Source organism: Chryseotalea sanaruensis (genome assembly GCF_003990915.1).
GTDB lineage: Bacteria > Bacteroidota > Bacteroidia > Cytophagales > Cyclobacteriaceae > Chryseotalea > Chryseotalea sanaruensis.
Genome location: NZ_BHXQ01000006.1, coordinates 264,081 through 281,096 on the forward strand (window position 1 = coordinate 264,081; position 17,016 = coordinate 281,096).

Consider the following 17,016-nt stretch of genomic DNA (forward strand, 5'->3'; position numbering starts at 1 on the left):
TTGTACGAACAACCATCAACTAACAACTATCAACGAATTAGGTAATGGAGAAATATATTTGTATTCATGGGCACTTTTATCAGCCACCCCGTGAAAATGCCTGGTTAGAAGTTATTGAGGTACAGGATTCGGCTCATCCATTTCACGATTGGAATGAACGGATTACATCCGAGTGCTATGCTCCAAATGCTGCATCACGCATTTTAAATGATAAGGGTATTATCAAGAATATTATCAATAACTATTCAAAGATCAGCTTCAACTTTGGGCCAACTTTATTGTCGTGGATGGAAAGTAACGATCCGGAAACGTATCAGGCTATTTTAGAGGCTGATGAGTTAAGCAAGAAAAATTTTGGTGGTCATGGATCTGCTATAGCCCAAGTCTATAACCACATTATTATGCCTTTGGCAAGCAAGCAGGATAAGGAAACTCAGATCATTTGGGGGATCCGAGATTTTGAATATCGTTTCAATAGAAAACCAGAAGGGATTTGGCTGGCTGAAACAGCCGTTGACTTGGAAACGCTTGACTTATTAGTTGATCATCACATAACCTATACCATTCTGGCACCAAGACAAGCGAAAGCTTTTCGCAGGTTAGGTGAAACAGAATTTACAACGCTAAAGGATACAACCGTTGATACTAAAAAACCTTACTCGGTCCATTTGCCATCGGGTAGGAGCATAGTTGTGTTTTTCTATGATGGCGACATTTCACAGTCTGTTGCTTTTAATGGTTTATTAAACGATGGTGCAAAGTTTGCTTCTAAGCTGATGAATAGTTTTAATCCAGCGCAAAAGGAGACACAGCTTGTGCATATTGCGACAGATGGTGAAACTTATGGACATCATCATAAGCATGGTGAAATGGCCTTAGCTTATTGTATTGATTTTATAGAGCGTAGCAATGATTGTGAACTAACAAATTACGGACAGTTTCTGGCCAAATTTGTGCCGCAATATGAAGCACTTATTCACGAAAACAGTTCATGGAGTTGTGTACATGGTGTAGAACGTTGGCGAAATGATTGCGGATGTAACACAGGTGGCAGAGGTGATTGGAATCAGAAATGGAGAAAGCCTTTGCGCGAGGCATTGGATTGGTTGAGAGATGAATTGACAAATATTTATAACAAAGAAGCTGTACAAATATTTAAGGACCCGGAAGAGGCTCGTAACAATTACATACAGGTAATTCTGCGTAGAAATGACGAGACAATTAAAAAGTTTTTAAGAGAACATTGTATTCGTGATACAGACCAAAGCAGAGTTTTGCGTTTAATGGAGATGCAACGCAATGCTATGTTGATGTACACAAGTTGTGGTTGGTTTTTTGATGAAGTTTCCGGAATAGAAACAACACAGATTATGCAATATGCTTGTCGTGCTATGCAGCTGGTAAGTCAAATAGCCGACAGAAATCTGGAGGATGATTTTCTAAAGCGCCTGGAAGATGCGCCTAGTAATGTAGAAAGTTATCTGAATGCGGCTAACGTTTACAATAAATTTGTAATACCTTCAAAGACCAACTTGCAACGAGTGGGTATGCATTATGCTGTGTCATCTATCTTTGAAGAAGACCCAGACGCATTTCCTGTATTTAATTACACAACATCAAATGAAGTATTTGTAAAACGCGAAGCAGGTGAGCAGAAACTAGCTTTGGGTGTTACTAAAGTAAAATCAAACGTAACCCGATCAGAAAAGAAATTTGCATTTGCAGTTATTTACATGGGCAAGCATAACATTATTGGCAACATCTCGCTGGACATGGAGGAGGAAAAATTTGCCAGCATGCAGGTGCGGATGGTTAAAGCCTTTGATGAAAGTAGATTGGGAGAAGTTATCGGGTTGATGCAGCAATACTTCGGCCCTGAAAAATATACCATCTGGCAATTGTTTCAGGATGAGAAACGCAAGGTATTCAATCAGATTACGCAGCAGAGCATGAGTGATCTGGAAGATTCACTTAGAAAAATTTATAATAGAGATTATCCATTAGTAACTGCCCTTGCCAATAATGAAATTCCTATCCCTAACGCTTACCGTACCACATTTGAATATGTTTTAAACGCTGATTTGTTAAAGTGTTTTCAAGAGAAAATTAACATTAAAGAGTTTGAAAGAATTACAGGTGAGTTGGCTAAGTGGAGTTTGCAAATTGAAGATCCGCGTAAGCTGGAGCAAATAGCTGGTATAAGTATTTTTAAAGAATTAAAACGAATAGGAGCAGAGCGACAAAACCATAAGCGCGTAGAACGGTTAAATAGGTTATTTCCTTTACTTGAACGTTTTAAAATACAACCGGACTTAAATAAAAGTCAAAACTATTATTTTGAGATTTATACCGAAATCATGGAAAAAGACGGTTGCTCTCCGGAATGGATAAAACAATTCAATATACTGGGCGACAGTCTTGGTGTAAAGGTTGAGTTAGCGAGTTAACTATGACCAGATCAAAAAAGATATTTTTAGGAGGAGCAGTGGTCTTTTTTATAGGTATCGCTTTTGCTTCTTATGATATCAGCAGAAGAACCACATTTCCGGGTTCCAAACCGCAATTGCAGGAAAGAATTAAGAAGCAGTATAACCTCAGTGACTCCCTTGTCACCGATACGGTTAAAACCTCCAAATAAGTTTGCATTTTTACGCTTCAATTGTACTTTTGAAACGATTAAAGCCAACTATAGACAAAATGCCCCCACTGTCGTGTACTCTAGGGGGCATTTGTTTTTTACAACCTTTTAAGTTTATCGCCAAAAAACACACTTTGTCCTACCATATTTCCGGTAGTCGATAGTAATTCGTGCAGCTGAACACCAAACGCTACATTTGAAACAGATTAAAGCCAACTATAGACAGGGATTATCCCCGGGAGTAGATGATTCCCGGGGATTTTCTATTTTATGGCTATAAACATTCAGGACGGCTAAATCAGATCAATAAATTCCCTCATCTCTCCATCCGTCTTCTATTACCAATTTTTCTCGAGGCTAGAACATCGCAGCTCACATCTCGTAATTCGTAACTATTTGCAAAAAATCATCATCGGATTATTTTTGTGAGATAATAATCGATCTTGCTGGTAGCCTCTATCATCCTTTATTTGCTTATCACCATAGCCATTGGCTTTTGGGCTTCCCGCAAGGTAAAGGGCTCTGGTGATTTTTTGTTAGCAGGAAGAAGTTTGCCGATGGTGCTGAGTACTTCAGCACTCTTCGCCACCTGGTTTGGTTCGGAAACGGTTTTTGGTGCATCATCGCAGTTTTTAGAAGGAGGACTTTTCGCAGTTATTGAAGATCCTTTTGGCGCTGCACTTTGTCTTTTACTTTTCGGTACTTTCTTCGCACGAAAATTGTACAATATGAACCTGCTCACTCTCGGAGATTACTTCAAGGTGCGCTTTGGTAGAAGAACAGAAATTGTAGCAAGTGTTTTTATGGTGCCTGCATACTTCGGCTATACAGCGGCACAGCTTGTAGCACTCGGACTTATCTCCAACGTGGTGATGGGTATTCCGGTGTGGCAAGGTATTGTTGTAAGCGCAGTGGTGGTAACACTTTATACGTATGTAGGTGGCATGTGGGCAATTTCAATTACTGATTTTGTTCAGAGTATAATCATAGTTGTGGGGTTGTTAATTCTTGCTTACATCATGCTTGATAAAGCGGGTGGCTTTAACAATGTCATCTCGAATGTTCCCGATGGCACATTTCAATTTTTTCCTAAACCAGATGCCATAAGTATTGTCAATTGGTTTGCAGCCTGGTCGGTGTTAGGACTTGGCTCCATTCCTTCACAAGATGTTTTTCAAAGAACGATGTCATCAGGCTCTGCATCGGTAGCAGTGCGCTCTTGCTTTTTTGCGGCCTTTCTTTATTTAACCATTGCCATGTTACCCTTGCTGATTAGTCTTTGCGTTAAATATACGTATCCCGCTGAAATAGCAGGTGATACACAATTGACTTTGTTAAACATGGTTTTGCAGCATACAGCCATGCCAGTTCAGATATTATTTTTTGGATCGCTCTTATCTGCCATTATGAGTACAACCAGTTCATCGATGCTGGCACCGGCTGCGTTATTTTCAGAAAATATTGTAAAACCACTCACGCAACATAAAGTAAGTGACAAACAATTACTTTATACTACAAGAGTTTCCTTAGTTGTATTCAGTGCAATAGCTACAGTTCTTGCTGGTATGAATTCTGATATATACGAACTGGTTGGCATGTCTTCTATTCTAAGTCTTGTTTCACTTTTTATACCACTCACTTTTGGCTTGTATTGGAAACGTTCTAACAGCATGGGAGCACTTATATCAATTATAAGTGGCATGCTGGTTTGGTTTTACTTTGAATTATTTCCAGTTACAATTCCTTCTTTGGTAATAGGTACACTAACAAGCATGGCGGGCATGGTGGTAGGAAGCTTGCTGTTTCAAGTGAAGAAATAGAATTAGCTATGAGCCATGAGCTGCTAGAGAATTAGAATACTGGTTTAATTGTATTCTTTATGCAAGAATTCTTTCCATGTAAAGTACCCTTCAACTCTATTCACCATCATAACTCGCAGCTTGTATTTAGTGTCTATGCCCTTAAAATCCATCTGCTGTATCATCGCCCCTCGGATCGGCACCACCCTCCAGTTTACCATCGCTTCTCACCAGAATGGCATCAACACGGCCCATGCTGCCTCTGCTTCTAAAAGTATGTCCCATCTTTACAAGCTTCAGACTATCTTTTTCACTTAATGCACCCTTCTCATTAAAAATAACATCAGGCAACCATTGGCTATGCGTACGTTTGGAAGCTACTGCATCTTGCATAGTCATGTCGTGTTCCACCACATTCAAAATAGTTTGAAAGACAGAGTTAATAATAGTGGTACCACCGGGTGTTCCTACCACCATAAATAATTTTCCATCTTTTTCTACGATGGTTGGTGTCATGGAACTGAGCATGCGTTTATTGGGAAGAATTTTATTGGCTTCACCACCAATAGCACCATACATATTGGGTACTCCGGGTTTAGCACTGAAATCATCCATTTCATTATTCAATAAGAAACCTGCACCGGCCACCACTACAGCTGAGCCATAACTACCATTGAGCGTAGTAGTAACCGACACAGCATTACCCTTTGCATCAATGACAGAAAGGTGAGTAGTCTGTTCTGATTCTTTCTCTGTTAAAACGCCAGCACTAACTTCACTGCTTGGTGTTGCCTTATCAGGATTGAATGATAGCATACGCGTGGCAACGTACAGACTATCCGTTAATTGATCTACATCTACCGCTACAAAATCAGGATCACCCAAATGTGCAGCACGATCTGCATACGCTCTTCGCTGTGCTTCAGTTAATAGATGTATGGTTTTGCTGGTATTCCATCCCCAGGATTTTACAGGTTGTTTTTCTACAGCTTTCAATAATTGTAGTAAGGCTACACCACCACTGGAAGGTGGTGGCATAGAAATAACATTATAGTTTTTATAAGTGCCGCTGATGGGTTGTCGCCATACTGCTGCATAAGCTTTCAAATCATCATGTGTAATAATCCCATTTCCTCTCACCATTTCAGCTACTATACTATCGGCTGTCGCACCTTCATAAAAACCAGCCATGCCCTGATCGCGAATGCGTTCCAACGTTCTTCCTAAATCTTCGTGGAATATTGAATCACCCTCTTGCCACATTTCTTTCAGTAAATTTTCAGGTAAAACAGTATTGTACTTTATTAAATCTTCCTGCAGATCATTAAACCCAGAAGCTTCCTTTTTTGTGAGCACAAAACCTTTCAAGGCCAGGTCGATAGCAGGTTGCACAAGTTCAGACCAGGGAATACTTCCATATTTTTGATGTGCAGCCCACAAGCCTGCCACTGTTCCGGGTACACCAGAAGCAAGATGGCCGTAAAGACTAAGATTTGTTTCTACTTCTCCTGTTTCGCCTAAATACATGTCGGTGCTTGCTGCGCCTGGAGCCTTTTCACGATAATCCAATGCATCGGTGGCACCATTATTCATTCGCACAACCATAAAACCACCACCGCCAATGTTACCAGCAGCAGGATGTACAACGGCTAATGCAAACTGAGTCGCTATGGAGGCATCTATGGCATTACCACCCTTGCGCAAAACAGCTGCGCCTACGCCAGAAGCTAGGGGGTGAGCGGATACAACCATGGCAGAATCTGCAACAAGTCCAACCACACTTTCGCGTTTCGGTGAACATGCGGCTACTGCAACGACCAATAAAAGGAAAAATAAGCGTTTCATCATCTTTACTTTGGTTAAGCCAAGCTTTTGCTACAATTTAATAGATAATAAGCCACCCCCATGAGTCTTAGAAAAGAAAAATCAGCTCGTTTAAAAGTGCAGATATTAGAACAAACCTTAAAACATGTCGGAAAGCGATCATTTGAGGATTTATATGTCGATGATATCTGCGATAAAGTAAAAATTTCCAAAGTCACCTTCTTCAAGTACTTCCCGCAAAAGGAAGACGTATTGATGTACTACTTGCGAATCTGTTGTTTGCAAAGATTAGTGGAGATGCGTGACAAACCGAGAACAGGCGTGCAAGGTATTTACTACTTGTTCGAAAAGGCAGCCGAAGAATATGACCAGTATCCTGGCTTAATGCTGAGCATGGTAGCTTACATGGCCGACATGAAACGTGGCATTAAACCCTTTCCGGTAAAGCCAGAAGAAAAGGAATTACTGCATCCTTCTATTCCGGACATACAGCAGGTAGAGATACAATCGCTGGACCAGATGCTGGAGCGTTTTACGCTGGAAGCCATTTTGAATAAAGAGATTACGAAATCGACAGCGACAAGAGACATATCTAATATGTTGCTTTCTAATTTGTTAGGCTCGATCATAACGGCTCACACCAATCAGATAAGCTCACCAAAAGTTTTCTTTAAGCGTAATGCCGAGTGGCTGCTAAACGGTTTACAATCCAACTAGCCTCTCATCTTTACCTTTTTTACACCTTGCTTCTCCGGATAAAAACGGAGACGCCCAATATGCCATTTTCTTTTGTAGGTGTGCTTATTGTACCAGCTATTGTGGGTGCGTGGTTTCACTACGGTTACCGTATTACCTCTGCCTGAAGCACAGGCAGAAGTCAACAATAATCCAAGTAGAAAAGCAGTGATTTTGATCATGGCAAGCCTACGCAACATACTGTATATTTAAGTTGTTTAATTTAAACAAATTAATTCATGAAATGGCCATGTAAATGCTTTGCCCTACTGCAAATAATCCGGGGAGCCATTCCATGTGACCTTAAACAAAAATTATAAACACATGAAAAAGACAAATGCTATAGGACTTAACGAAACAGATGCACTGCAATTATCTAACGGCCTCAATGATTTGCTTGCTAACTACCAGATATTCTATATGAATACTCGCGGGTATCATTGGAATATTAAGGGAGAGAAGTTTTTTGAGCTACATCTTAAATTTGAAGAGTTGTACAACAATGCCTTGTTAAAAGTTGATGAAATAGCAGAACGTATTCTGACTTTGGGTTACAATCCTGTGCACAGTTACAGCGAATACATTAAAATGGCGGCTATACAAGAGCGTGTTAATGTGTCGGATGGCGTGCAGGCAGTTGGATATATTGTAGAAAGTTTTAAAACCCTTATTTCTAAGGAACGCGAGTTGTTACAATTATCAGCAGAAGCCAATGATGAAGGTACTAACGCATTAATGAGTGATTACATACGCGAGCAGGAAAAGTTAGTGTGGATGTATTCTGCTTTTTTAGCGCGTAAATAATTTTTGTTCCTATACTACTTTAAAATTTGTCAGCCAGACTACACATGCGCTCTTAAATGCCTCAGAAGAGCACCTTTCTATCTAACTTTCGTTATGTTATTGAAACAAATCAGTTAACAATGAAAGCGATTGCAGTTACAATCTTTATGTTAGGCAGTGCCATCGTTATGGCACAAGAGTTAAAAGGCAAAGTATTTACTACCAGTAAAGGTGCTATAGATGGTTACGATGTTGTGGCGTACTTCACAGATGCTAAACCAGTAAAAGGAGACAAACAATTTGCACATCAGTGGGAGGGTGCAACCTGGTACTTTGCTTCAGCCGACCATCGCGATTTATTTAAGGCCGAACCCAAAAAATATGCTCCGGCTTTTGGTGGCTTCTGCGCTTATGGTGTATCGCAAGGATATAAGGTAAAAATTGAAGCCGATGCCTGGGACATTGTAGACGGTGTACTCTACCTGAACTACGATATGGGCGTGCAGAAATCATGGAAAAAGGATAAGACAGGTTATATCACTAAAGCCAACAATAACTGGGCAAGTTTAAAAGATCAATAAGATTTTTTGTGTGATGGTTTGCATAAACGAAAGCGGATACTATCTTTGCACTCCCTTTCAGACACCTCGTGTCGAAAAAGTGGAAAAGGTCCGGTAGTTCAGCTGGTTAGAATGCCTGCCTGTCACGCAGGAGGTCGCGGGTTCGAGTCCCGTCCGGACCGCAAAAGCCTCTCTAGAAATAGAGAGGCTTTTCGTTTTTAAGAGCTCTCTCTTTTAACTGGAATGTCTTTTCACATTAATTTTGGCTAACACTCATTTGCTCCTTCTTTTGAAATTTAACATTGATATGAAGAGCCTTAGCTTTTAAGATTCTATAAATCAACTACTTATAAATCTTACCCCCCCGTTTTTTGCCTAAAAAGCGAGATATTAAAAAACTATTAACTTTGTCGCCTCACTAATGGATAGAGCCTAATGAATCTTTTGGATTTTGAAAAACCTATTGCTGAACTTGAATCGAAACTGGAAGACATGAAGACACTGGCAGGCGATAGCGACAAAGAAGTGCAAGCCGCAGTGAAAGCCCTCGAAAAGAAAATATTGGACCTGAAAAAAGAAACTTTTGAAAACCTGACCGGCTGGCAAAGAGTACAGCTTTCTCGTCACCCCGACAGACCGTATACGCTTGACTACATCTATGAGATCACCACAGATTTCATAGAGTTGCATGGCGACCGCAATGTAGCCGATGATAAGGCGATGGTAGGTGGTTTAGGAACAATTGAAGGTCAGACGTTCATGATCATCGGTCAACAGAAAGGTCGTAATACCAAACAGCGCCAGATGCGTAACTTTGGTATGGCCAATCCTGAAGGCTATCGTAAGGCCCTGCGCCTGATGAAGATGGCGGAGAAATTTAATAAGCCCATTATTACTTTTATAGATACACCCGGAGCTTTTCCAGGACTTGAAGCAGAAGAGCGCGGACAAGGTGAAGCCATTGCACGCAACTTGAAAGAGATGTTCATGTTAAAAGTGCCTGTTATATGTATAGTGATTGGTGAAGGTGCATCGGGTGGTGCTTTAGGTATAGCGATTGGTGATAAAGTATTAATGCTTGAGAATACCTGGTACTCTGTAATCTCTCCGGAATCCTGTTCATCTATTTTATGGAGGAGTTGGGATTATAAAGAGCAAGCAGCCGAAGTATTAAAGCTTACCGGTAAAGATATGTTGTCATTAAAATTGATTGATGGCATTGTAAAAGAACCACTGGGCGGTGCACATACCAACTTGAAATGGATGTCGCAGGAAGTTAAGAAGGTTATTATGGATAACTTCAAAGAATTGAATAAGCTCACACCTGAAGACCGCATTAGTAAACGCATTGATAAATTCTGTGCGATGGGTGTGGTGAAAGAATAATCACAAAATTTTGAATTTGAAATTTTGAATTTGAAATTTAAAAAAGCTGTCTTCGAAAAAAGGCAGCTTTTTTATTATTTGTAAACTATAGTCCTACTAAAAGTATAAAAAGCGATGAGTAAAAAATCAGAGAAGATTCAATGGAAAAATCAGCTGATCAACCTCCTGGCCATTGTCATAGGAGTATACATTGCTTTTTACCTGACAGAAAGGAGCAATAATGCTAATAGTAGACGACAAGCAAAAGCCTACCTTGCTTCTATGGCGGATGATTTACAAAGCGACATCGATGAGCTAACCATTTCTACGGATACACTTCGCTACATGGTGAAGGTTTCGGATGCGCTTACGCAAAGCATTGTTACACAAAGAATTATTCAGGACTCTATAGGTACGATGATTAGCAGTTTATACCTGATCGTTCCTTTTAACCCAAAGGATAATTCCTACCAATCACTTGTAGCTTCCGGTAAGTTAGATGCTATTGAAAATTTTGAGTTACGAAAAAAGATAACCGAACTTTATCATCAGCACTATGGTTCAATAAAAATTTTTGATGATATTTCTAATCAGCAACGCATCAGCATTATTACGCCCTATCTGATGAGAACCATGCAGTTTAGCACCGTGGGATTACAAAATGCTTCTCAATTGTGGAAAGACAATATGTTTGCCAACTTGGCCTTTTCCATGCATTTTAATAATACCATGAAGCACAGAATGGACTCTACGGCATTGGTACAGGCAAAAGAACTTCGTAAATTACTTTTAGCAGAACTCAATCCTTAACTGTATTTGGTTTTAGGATAACAGCATAGTCAAGTTAATCTGGAATTTTTAATATGAAATTACACGTAATCAATACCGGTTTCTTCAAATTAGATGGTGGTGCCATGTTTGGCGTGGTACCCAAATCCATCTGGCAAAAATCTAATACTCCTGACGAAAATAACATGTGCACCTGGGCCATGCGTTGCTTGTTAGTAGAAGATGGCAATCGTTTGATATTGATTGATAATGGTATTGGTGATAAACAAGATGCTAAATTCTTCAGTCACTATTATTTACATGGTGATGATAATCTGTTAAAATCAATTTACCAGGCCGGCTTTTCACCGGATGACATCACCGATATGTTTCTGACACACCTTCATTTCGATCATTGTGGAGGAGGTGTAAAATATAATGGTGACAAACTCGAGCTCGTTTTTAAAAACGCCAAATACTGGTCTAATGAAGATCATTGGCAATGGGCAACAAAACCTAATCCGCGCGAAAAAGCCTCTTTCATTAAAGAGAATATTATGCCGATGCAGGAGAGTGGTCATTTGGAATATGTAAAACAAGGATCTCTTCCGTTTGACATTTTTTATGCATCTGGTCATACCGACAAAATGATGATTCCTAAGATCAATTATAAAGGACATACCATTTGTTACATGGCCGACTTGTTACCCTCAATAGGTCACATTCCCTTGCCTTACGTAATGGGTTATGATACAAGGCCGTTATTAACGTTAGAAGAGAAAGAGCGTTTCTTAAATGAAGCAGCTGATAAAAAGTATGTTTTGTTTTTAGAACATGATGCTGTTAATGAATGCTGCACAGTTCAGCGTACAGAGAAGGGTATTAGACTGGAGAAGGCTTTTTCATTGAATGAATTAGGGTAAGCATCAATTAGTTGTAAAAAGCATCCTTAATTTGTTGAAAATGTATTTTCTTAATTAAGGGATAATCCGTCAGACCGCTGTAAACTGAAGTAAACAGCGGTCAGACGGATTTTAGATAAGGTTAATTTATAAAATTAATTAACAGCACAATGAAAATCGGAATTGCATTATCAGGAGGAGGGGCCAGGGGCTTTGCACACTTAGGTGTGTTAAAGGCGTTGGAAGAAATGAATGTAAAAGTCGATAGTCTGGCAGGAACCAGTGCAGGATCTATAGTAGGCGCATTTTATGCACATGGTTATAAACCAGAAGAAATTTTAAATATCATTTCAGGAACGGGTATTTTACAAAGTGTAAGACCTGCGTGGTCATGGACGGGCTTTTTAAGTTTGGATGGTTTTCGAGAAGTATTAAAAAAATATTTACCCGAAAATTCTTTTGAATCACTCAAGCTTCCATTAACCATTGCCGCTACTGAAATTCGCCTAGGTAAAATTGTATACTTTTCAAAAGGTGAGTTGATTACACCTATTATTGCTTCCTCCAGTATTCCGGCTGTTTTTAATCCGGTAACTTTTGAAGGCAACGTCTATATCGATGGTGGCATTATGGATAATCTGCCGGTGAGGCCACTCATTGGTAAATGCGATTTTATCATTGGCGTTCATACAAATCCGGTAGGACAGAAGTTTGATATTAAAAATGCCAAGGAAGTAACTATGCGTAGTTTGCTAATGGCTATAAACGTTAACTCCACTGCCAGCAAAGTAAATTGTAATGTAGTAATAGAACCACCTGCACTGGGTTCATATAGCCCACTTGATGTTTCGAAGGCTAAAGAAATTTTTGACATTGGATATCAGTACACTAAAACCAATTTCACTGCACAGGATTTTCAACTCGAATAAAAATATGAGCAATACAACTAAGCTTAGTTTTAAAGAAGAAATTTTGCAAGGTATCCCCGATACGCTACCAGCACCAATGGCTTACGATACAACAGCCAACCATGCCCCTAAGCGAAAAGATATATTATCAAGTGATGAGAAAAAGTTGGCAGTCACTAACGCGCTTCGCTACTTCCATCCTAAACATCATGCTGTTTTAGCGAAAGAGTTTTATGAAGAGTTGCAGCGTTATGGTCGTATTTACATGTATCGTTTTCGTCCACAATATGAGATGAAAGCCAGAAGCATAGAGGAGTATCCTGCCAAGTCAACACAGGCCGCAGCCATTATGTTGATGATACAAAATAACCTTGATCCTGCAGTAGCTCAACATCCACATGAGTTAATAACCTATGGTGGAAACGGAGCAGTGTTTCAAAACTGGGCGCAGTATTTATTAACAATGCAATATCTGGCTAACATGACAGACGAGCAAACCTTGCACATGTATTCGGGTCATCCCATGGGTTTGTTTCCTTCATCAAAGTCGGCTCCACGCGTTGTGGTTACTAATGGTATGATGATCCCAAACTATTCTAAGCAAGATGACTGGGAAAAATTTAATGCGTTAGGCGTAACGCAATATGGCCAGATGACTGCTGGTTCATACATGTACATAGGGCCTCAGGGCATTGTGCATGGCACTACCATTACTGTACTCAATGCAGGGCGAATGATTTCAAAAGCAGGAGAGGGCTTGGCAGGTAAATTATTTGTTACCTCCGGCCTTGGCGGTATGAGTGGTGCTCAACCCAAGGCAGGCAATATTGCAGGATGCATCACCGTAGTAGCTGAAGTAAACGCCAAAGCAACAACAAAAAGACATGAGCAAGGTTGGGTTGATGAAGTGATTACAGATTTGAATGAATTAGTAAAACGAATTAGAAAGGCCAAAGAAAATAAAGAAGTGGTTTCCATTGCCTATCAGGGTAACATCGTAGAGGTGTGGGAAAAATTTGATCAGGAGAATATTTATGTAGATCTGGGTTCTGATCAAACGTCTCTGCACAACCCTTGGGCTGGGGGTTATTATCCTGTGGGGATTTCATATGAGGAAGCAAATGCACTCATGGCCAACAATCCAGAACAGTTTAAAGAAAAGGTTCAGGAGACCTTGCGAAGACATGCCGATGCAATCAATAAGCACACAGCCAAGGGAACATACTTCTTCGATTATGGTAATGCATTTTTATTAGAGGCCTCCAGAGCGGGTGCAAGCGTAATGGCCGCCAATGGAATAGATTTTAAATATCCATCTTATGTGCAAGACATTATGGGGCCGTTGTGTTTTGACTATGGCTTCGGACCATTCCGATGGGTATGTACCTCCGGTAAGCAAGAAGATTTAGACTACACTGATCTATTGGCCAAACAAACACTGGAAACTATTTTAAAGGATGCTCCTGAAGACATTCATCCCCAATTAAAAGATAATATTAAATGGATTAATGAAGCCAAACAGAACAAGCTTGTTGTTGGATCTAAGGCACGTATTTTATATGCTGATGCGGAAGGCAGAATGAAGATAGCGAAAGCCTTTAACGATGCCATTAAGGCAGGTAAAATTGGTGCAATTGTACTTGGCCGTGATCATCACGATGTGTCAGGTACAGATAGTCCTTATCGTGAAACATCTAACATTTATGATGGTTCCCGTTTCACTGCGGATATGGCAATTCATAATGTAATAGGCGATAGTTTCCGTGGAGCTACGTGGGTTTCGATACATAATGGAGGTGGTGTAGGCTGGGGTGAGGTTATTAATGGTGGATTTGGCATGCTATTGGATGGTAGTGCAGAGGCCGAACAAAAAATAGCCAATATGCTTCATTTTGATGTTTACAATGGAATAGCCAGACGTGCCTGGGCAAGAAATAAAAACGCGAAATTTGCTACTAAACGCGAACAACTATACAACTCAAATATTTCACTAACGTATGCTAACGAGGTAGATGAATCGTTATTAGCCGCGTTTAACTAACTTTATCAGAGTTCAGAGCTCAATACCTTTAATTAACTTTAACCAACAAAATAAAATCAATATGAAAAAGATCAGTTTAGTAATAATCTTAATGGTAATGTCAGTTGCCGGTTTCTCGCAAGTGCAGTTCGCACTTGGTGTTAAGGCGGGTCCTAACTTTGCAAGCATTAATGCAGATGATGGTGTAGAAGGTAATTATAAAAACCGTACAGGATTTCATGGTGGTGCTTTTGCACTCTTCAAATTTACTAAAGTTGGCATTCAACCTGAGATTCTATTCTCTCAGCAAGGATCAAACGTTGAGATCAATGGTCAGAATTTTGAATCAAATTTCAGCTATGTAAATATTCCTGTAATTCTAAAATTATACACTGTAGCAGGTATTAACCTACAAATGGGTCCTCAATTCGGCTTTGTAACAAATGGAGAAACGCCTATAGAAGATCAGTTAAACCCAGGCTCTTACAGAGTTGAAGATGTTAAGGATAAAATGAAGAGCAGTGACATGACGCTTGCCCTAGGTCTTGGATGGGATCTGCCTTTTGGTCTGACAGTAGATGCACGTTACAATCTTGGTTTATCTAAAATTTACGACCAGGCGCCATCACAGCAGACTGAAGATGCCAAAAACCAGGTGATCCAGGTTTCTGTAGGATTTAAACTTATCAAACTCGGCAAATAATATTTTTCAAAATATAACCAACTACTCATCCCCCTATATATGAGAAAAGTAATAATGATTGCAATTTTTGGATTGTTGACGTCAGTGGCTATGGCTCAAACAACATCAGGAACTATTGCCCTAGGTGGTGGCTTCAGGTTTACAAGTAATGATCCAGGCACCTCAAGCTTTAGCCTTAGTGGCAGCGGTGGTTATTTCTTAAAAGATAATTTGATGGTTGGCCTCGACCTGTCTTATTCTTCTGCCAATGATGGTGACAATACCAGCCTTGGTCTTGGTCCCTTTATCCGCTACTATAAGTTTATTGCTGACGACAAGTTTGCTTTTACGGTAGATGGAGGTTTTGTATTTTCTTCCGATAAAGATGTTGATCCGGTTACCGGCACAGAGGTTAGTTCTTCTACTTTTGGTTTAGGTGTGGCTCCTGGCTTTGCTTACTTCTTTAGCCCGAAGTGGTCCCTTGATTTTACACTACCTGGTATATCTTATATCAGCTACGAAGGTGGAGGTTCAACCATTAGTATTGGAGCGAGCACATTCTCTCCTTCACTTGGCTTCCGTTATTTTATCAGCAAATAATAGACTATAATCACTTCAATAAAAAAGGATCGTTGATGAAACGATCCTTTTTTGTTTACCTTCTGTTTTAGAATTATTCTACGATAATCAAGTAGTAATTTTTCTTTCCCTTTTGTACGAATAAATACTTATTAGAAAGTAAGCTATAGTCAGGTTTGCTATTCGCATCAGTAATTTTTTCCTTATTGATGCTCACCCCACCGCCTTGAATCATTTTTCTGGTTTCGCCTTTTGAAGGGAAAATAATTCCCTGTGTAACTTCACTCAAGAGATCGGTAACAGTTGCTGTATTTTCGTAGCTTGATTTACTAATACTTACCTGAGGTACACCTTCAAAAACATTTAACAATGTATTTTCGTCAAGACTTTTTAAATCATCAGCTGTAGAATTACCAAACAGAATAGAGGAGGCTTTAAGTGCAGTTTGATAATCAGCCTCTGAATGTACTCTTATTGTAATGTCTTTTGCCAGCGCCTGTTGTAATTTGCGTAGATGCGGTGCTGTTGCGTGCTCAGCAATTAAGCCTTCAATTTCTTCCTTACTGAATTGGGTAAATATTTTAATAAAATTAGCTGCATCTTCATCAGAAACATTTAACCAATATTGATAGAATTTGTAAGGGGAGGTTTTGGCAGGATCTAACCACACATTGCCACCTTCAGATTTACCAAATTTAGTACCGTCAGCTTTTGTAATAAGTTTAGTCGTTAAGGCAAAGGCATCTCCACTGGCCTTTCTTCTGATCAATTCAGTACCCGTAACAATATTACCCCACTGATCTGATCCTCCCATTTGTATTTTGCAGCCCTTATTTTGGTAGAGCCAATAGAAATCGTAACCCTGAACGAGCTGGTAAGTAAATTCTGTAAAAGATAAGCCTGACTCTAAACGTTTTTGTACAGAGTCCTTACTCATCATATAATTTACGGTAATGTGCTTACCTACATCACGGATAAAATCTAGAAAACGAAACTCCTTAAACCAATCGTAATTGTTAACCATTTCAGCGGCATTATTACCTGTACCAAAGTCAAGAAATTTCTCCAGTTGTTTTTTTACGCAGGCAACATTATGGTTTAGTATTTCTTCAGAAAGCAGATTGCGCTCAGCTGATTTGCCTGAAGGATCTCCCACCATACCTGTAGCGCCACCTACCAAAGCAAAGGGCTTGTGTCCTGCTCGTTGAAAATTAAGGAGCGTCATGATTTGCGTCAAATGTCCTATGTGCAAAGAATCGGCTGTAGGGTCAAAGCCTATGTATCCACTAGTGCTTTCTTTCGCTAATTGCTCTTTGGTGCCTGGCATGATGTCATGCAATATGCCGCGCCACTCCAGCTCTTCAATAAAATCGATTTTCATACAAATGAGAGTAGGGCGCAAATATAGAAAGCACGTTTGATTAAACGTGCTTTCTTATGCATTTTTGAAGAG

At 39.8% G+C, this 17,016-nt stretch carries 16 protein-coding genes and 1 tRNA gene; 14 read left to right on the forward strand and 3 right to left on the reverse strand.

Annotated elements, in window-relative coordinates; all coding sequences use genetic code 11:
• Nucleotides 1-44 precede the first annotated feature (44 nt).
• From SanaruYs_RS16670 to SanaruYs_RS16680, 3 genes are all read left to right on the forward strand, one after another.
• Complete coding sequence (locus SanaruYs_RS16670) at nt 45-2,447, forward strand: DUF3536 domain-containing protein (RefSeq protein WP_127123731.1); 2,403 nt, start codon at nt 45-47, stop codon at nt 2,445-2,447.
• Nucleotides 2,448-2,449: 2 nt separating this feature from the next.
• Nucleotides 2,450-2,638, forward strand: coding sequence for a hypothetical protein (locus SanaruYs_RS16675; RefSeq protein WP_127123732.1), 189 nt, complete (start codon nt 2,450-2,452; stop codon nt 2,636-2,638).
• 443 nt (nt 2,639-3,081) lie between these two features.
• Nucleotides 3,082-4,458, forward strand: a complete 1,377-nt coding sequence (locus SanaruYs_RS16680; protein ID WP_127123733.1) for a high affinity choline transporter 1 — start codon at nt 3,082-3,084, stop codon at nt 4,456-4,458.
• A 141-nt stretch (nt 4,459-4,599) separates the two neighbouring features.
• Here the strand turns inward: SanaruYs_RS16680 and ggt are convergent, their stop codons facing one another.
• Entirely contained in the window at nt 4,600-6,285 is a 1,686-nt protein-coding gene (ggt, locus tag SanaruYs_RS16685; RefSeq protein ID WP_127123734.1) for a gamma-glutamyltransferase, read from the reverse strand.
• 57 nt (nt 6,286-6,342) lie between these two features.
• Here ggt and SanaruYs_RS16690 point away from each other — a divergent pair, with 57 nt between their 5' ends.
• Nucleotides 6,343-6,978, forward strand: coding sequence for a TetR/AcrR family transcriptional regulator (locus SanaruYs_RS16690; RefSeq protein WP_127123735.1), 636 nt, complete (start codon nt 6,343-6,345; stop codon nt 6,976-6,978).
• Here the strand turns inward: SanaruYs_RS16690 and SanaruYs_RS16695 are convergent.
• Nucleotides 6,975-7,196 carry a hypothetical protein gene (locus tag SanaruYs_RS16695; RefSeq protein WP_127123736.1) on the reverse strand — a complete coding sequence of 74 codons (222 nt, stop codon included), beginning with the start codon at nt 7,194-7,196 and terminating at the stop codon, nt 6,975-6,977. The two genes, SanaruYs_RS16690 and SanaruYs_RS16695, sit on opposite strands and share 4 nt — an antisense overlap.
• A gap of 124 nt (nt 7,197-7,320) precedes the next feature.
• Between SanaruYs_RS16695 and SanaruYs_RS16700 the strand changes: the two genes are divergently transcribed.
• From SanaruYs_RS16700 to SanaruYs_RS16745, 10 genes are all read left to right on the forward strand, one after another.
• The gene (locus tag SanaruYs_RS16700) at nt 7,321-7,800 is read left to right on the forward strand and encodes a Dps family protein (RefSeq protein WP_127123737.1); all 480 of its coding nucleotides are present in this window, start codon (nt 7,321-7,323) and stop codon (nt 7,798-7,800) included.
• A gap of 119 nt (nt 7,801-7,919) precedes the next feature.
• A complete protein-coding gene (locus tag SanaruYs_RS16705; RefSeq protein ID WP_127123738.1) occupies nt 7,920-8,360 on the forward strand; it encodes a YHS domain-containing (seleno)protein in 441 nt (146 codons plus the stop codon).
• 87 nt (nt 8,361-8,447) lie between these two features.
• Nucleotides 8,448-8,521: transfer RNA gene (locus SanaruYs_RS16710), tRNA-Asp, on the forward strand.
• Nucleotides 8,522-8,774: 253 nt separating this feature from the next.
• Nucleotides 8,775-9,725 carry an acetyl-CoA carboxylase carboxyltransferase subunit alpha gene (locus tag SanaruYs_RS16715; protein WP_127123739.1) on the forward strand — a complete coding sequence of 317 codons (951 nt, stop codon included), beginning with the start codon at nt 8,775-8,777 and terminating at the stop codon, nt 9,723-9,725.
• A gap of 114 nt (nt 9,726-9,839) precedes the next feature.
• Nucleotides 9,840-10,514, forward strand: coding sequence for a DUF6090 family protein (locus SanaruYs_RS16720; RefSeq protein ID WP_127123740.1), 675 nt, complete (start codon nt 9,840-9,842; stop codon nt 10,512-10,514).
• A 53-nt stretch (nt 10,515-10,567) separates the two neighbouring features.
• Nucleotides 10,568-11,395, forward strand: a complete 828-nt coding sequence (locus SanaruYs_RS16725) for an MBL fold metallo-hydrolase (protein WP_127123741.1) — start codon at nt 10,568-10,570, stop codon at nt 11,393-11,395.
• A 149-nt stretch (nt 11,396-11,544) separates the two neighbouring features.
• Nucleotides 11,545-12,303 (forward strand): patatin-like phospholipase family protein, encoded by a 759-nt coding sequence (locus tag SanaruYs_RS16730; RefSeq protein WP_127123742.1) that lies wholly within the window; start codon nt 11,545-11,547, stop codon nt 12,301-12,303.
• Between the two features lie 4 nt (nt 12,304-12,307).
• On the forward strand, nt 12,308-14,323 hold the full coding sequence (hutU, locus tag SanaruYs_RS16735; protein WP_127123743.1) for a urocanate hydratase: 2,016 nt from the start codon (nt 12,308-12,310) through the stop codon (nt 14,321-14,323).
• 61 nt (nt 14,324-14,384) lie between these two features.
• The gene (locus SanaruYs_RS16740; RefSeq protein WP_127123744.1) at nt 14,385-15,005 is read left to right on the forward strand and encodes a porin family protein; all 621 of its coding nucleotides are present in this window, start codon (nt 14,385-14,387) and stop codon (nt 15,003-15,005) included.
• 39 nt (nt 15,006-15,044) lie between these two features.
• A complete protein-coding gene (locus SanaruYs_RS16745) occupies nt 15,045-15,584 on the forward strand; it encodes an outer membrane beta-barrel protein (RefSeq protein WP_127123745.1) in 540 nt (179 codons plus the stop codon).
• 73 nt (nt 15,585-15,657) lie between these two features.
• On the opposite strand, the gene tyrS is transcribed toward SanaruYs_RS16745, so the two are convergent.
• Nucleotides 15,658-16,944: a tyrosine--tRNA ligase gene (gene tyrS, locus SanaruYs_RS16750; RefSeq protein ID WP_174842779.1), complete on the reverse strand. Its 1,287-nt coding sequence runs from the start codon at nt 16,942-16,944 to the stop codon at nt 15,658-15,660.
• Between the last annotated feature and the right edge of the window lie 72 nt (nt 16,945-17,016).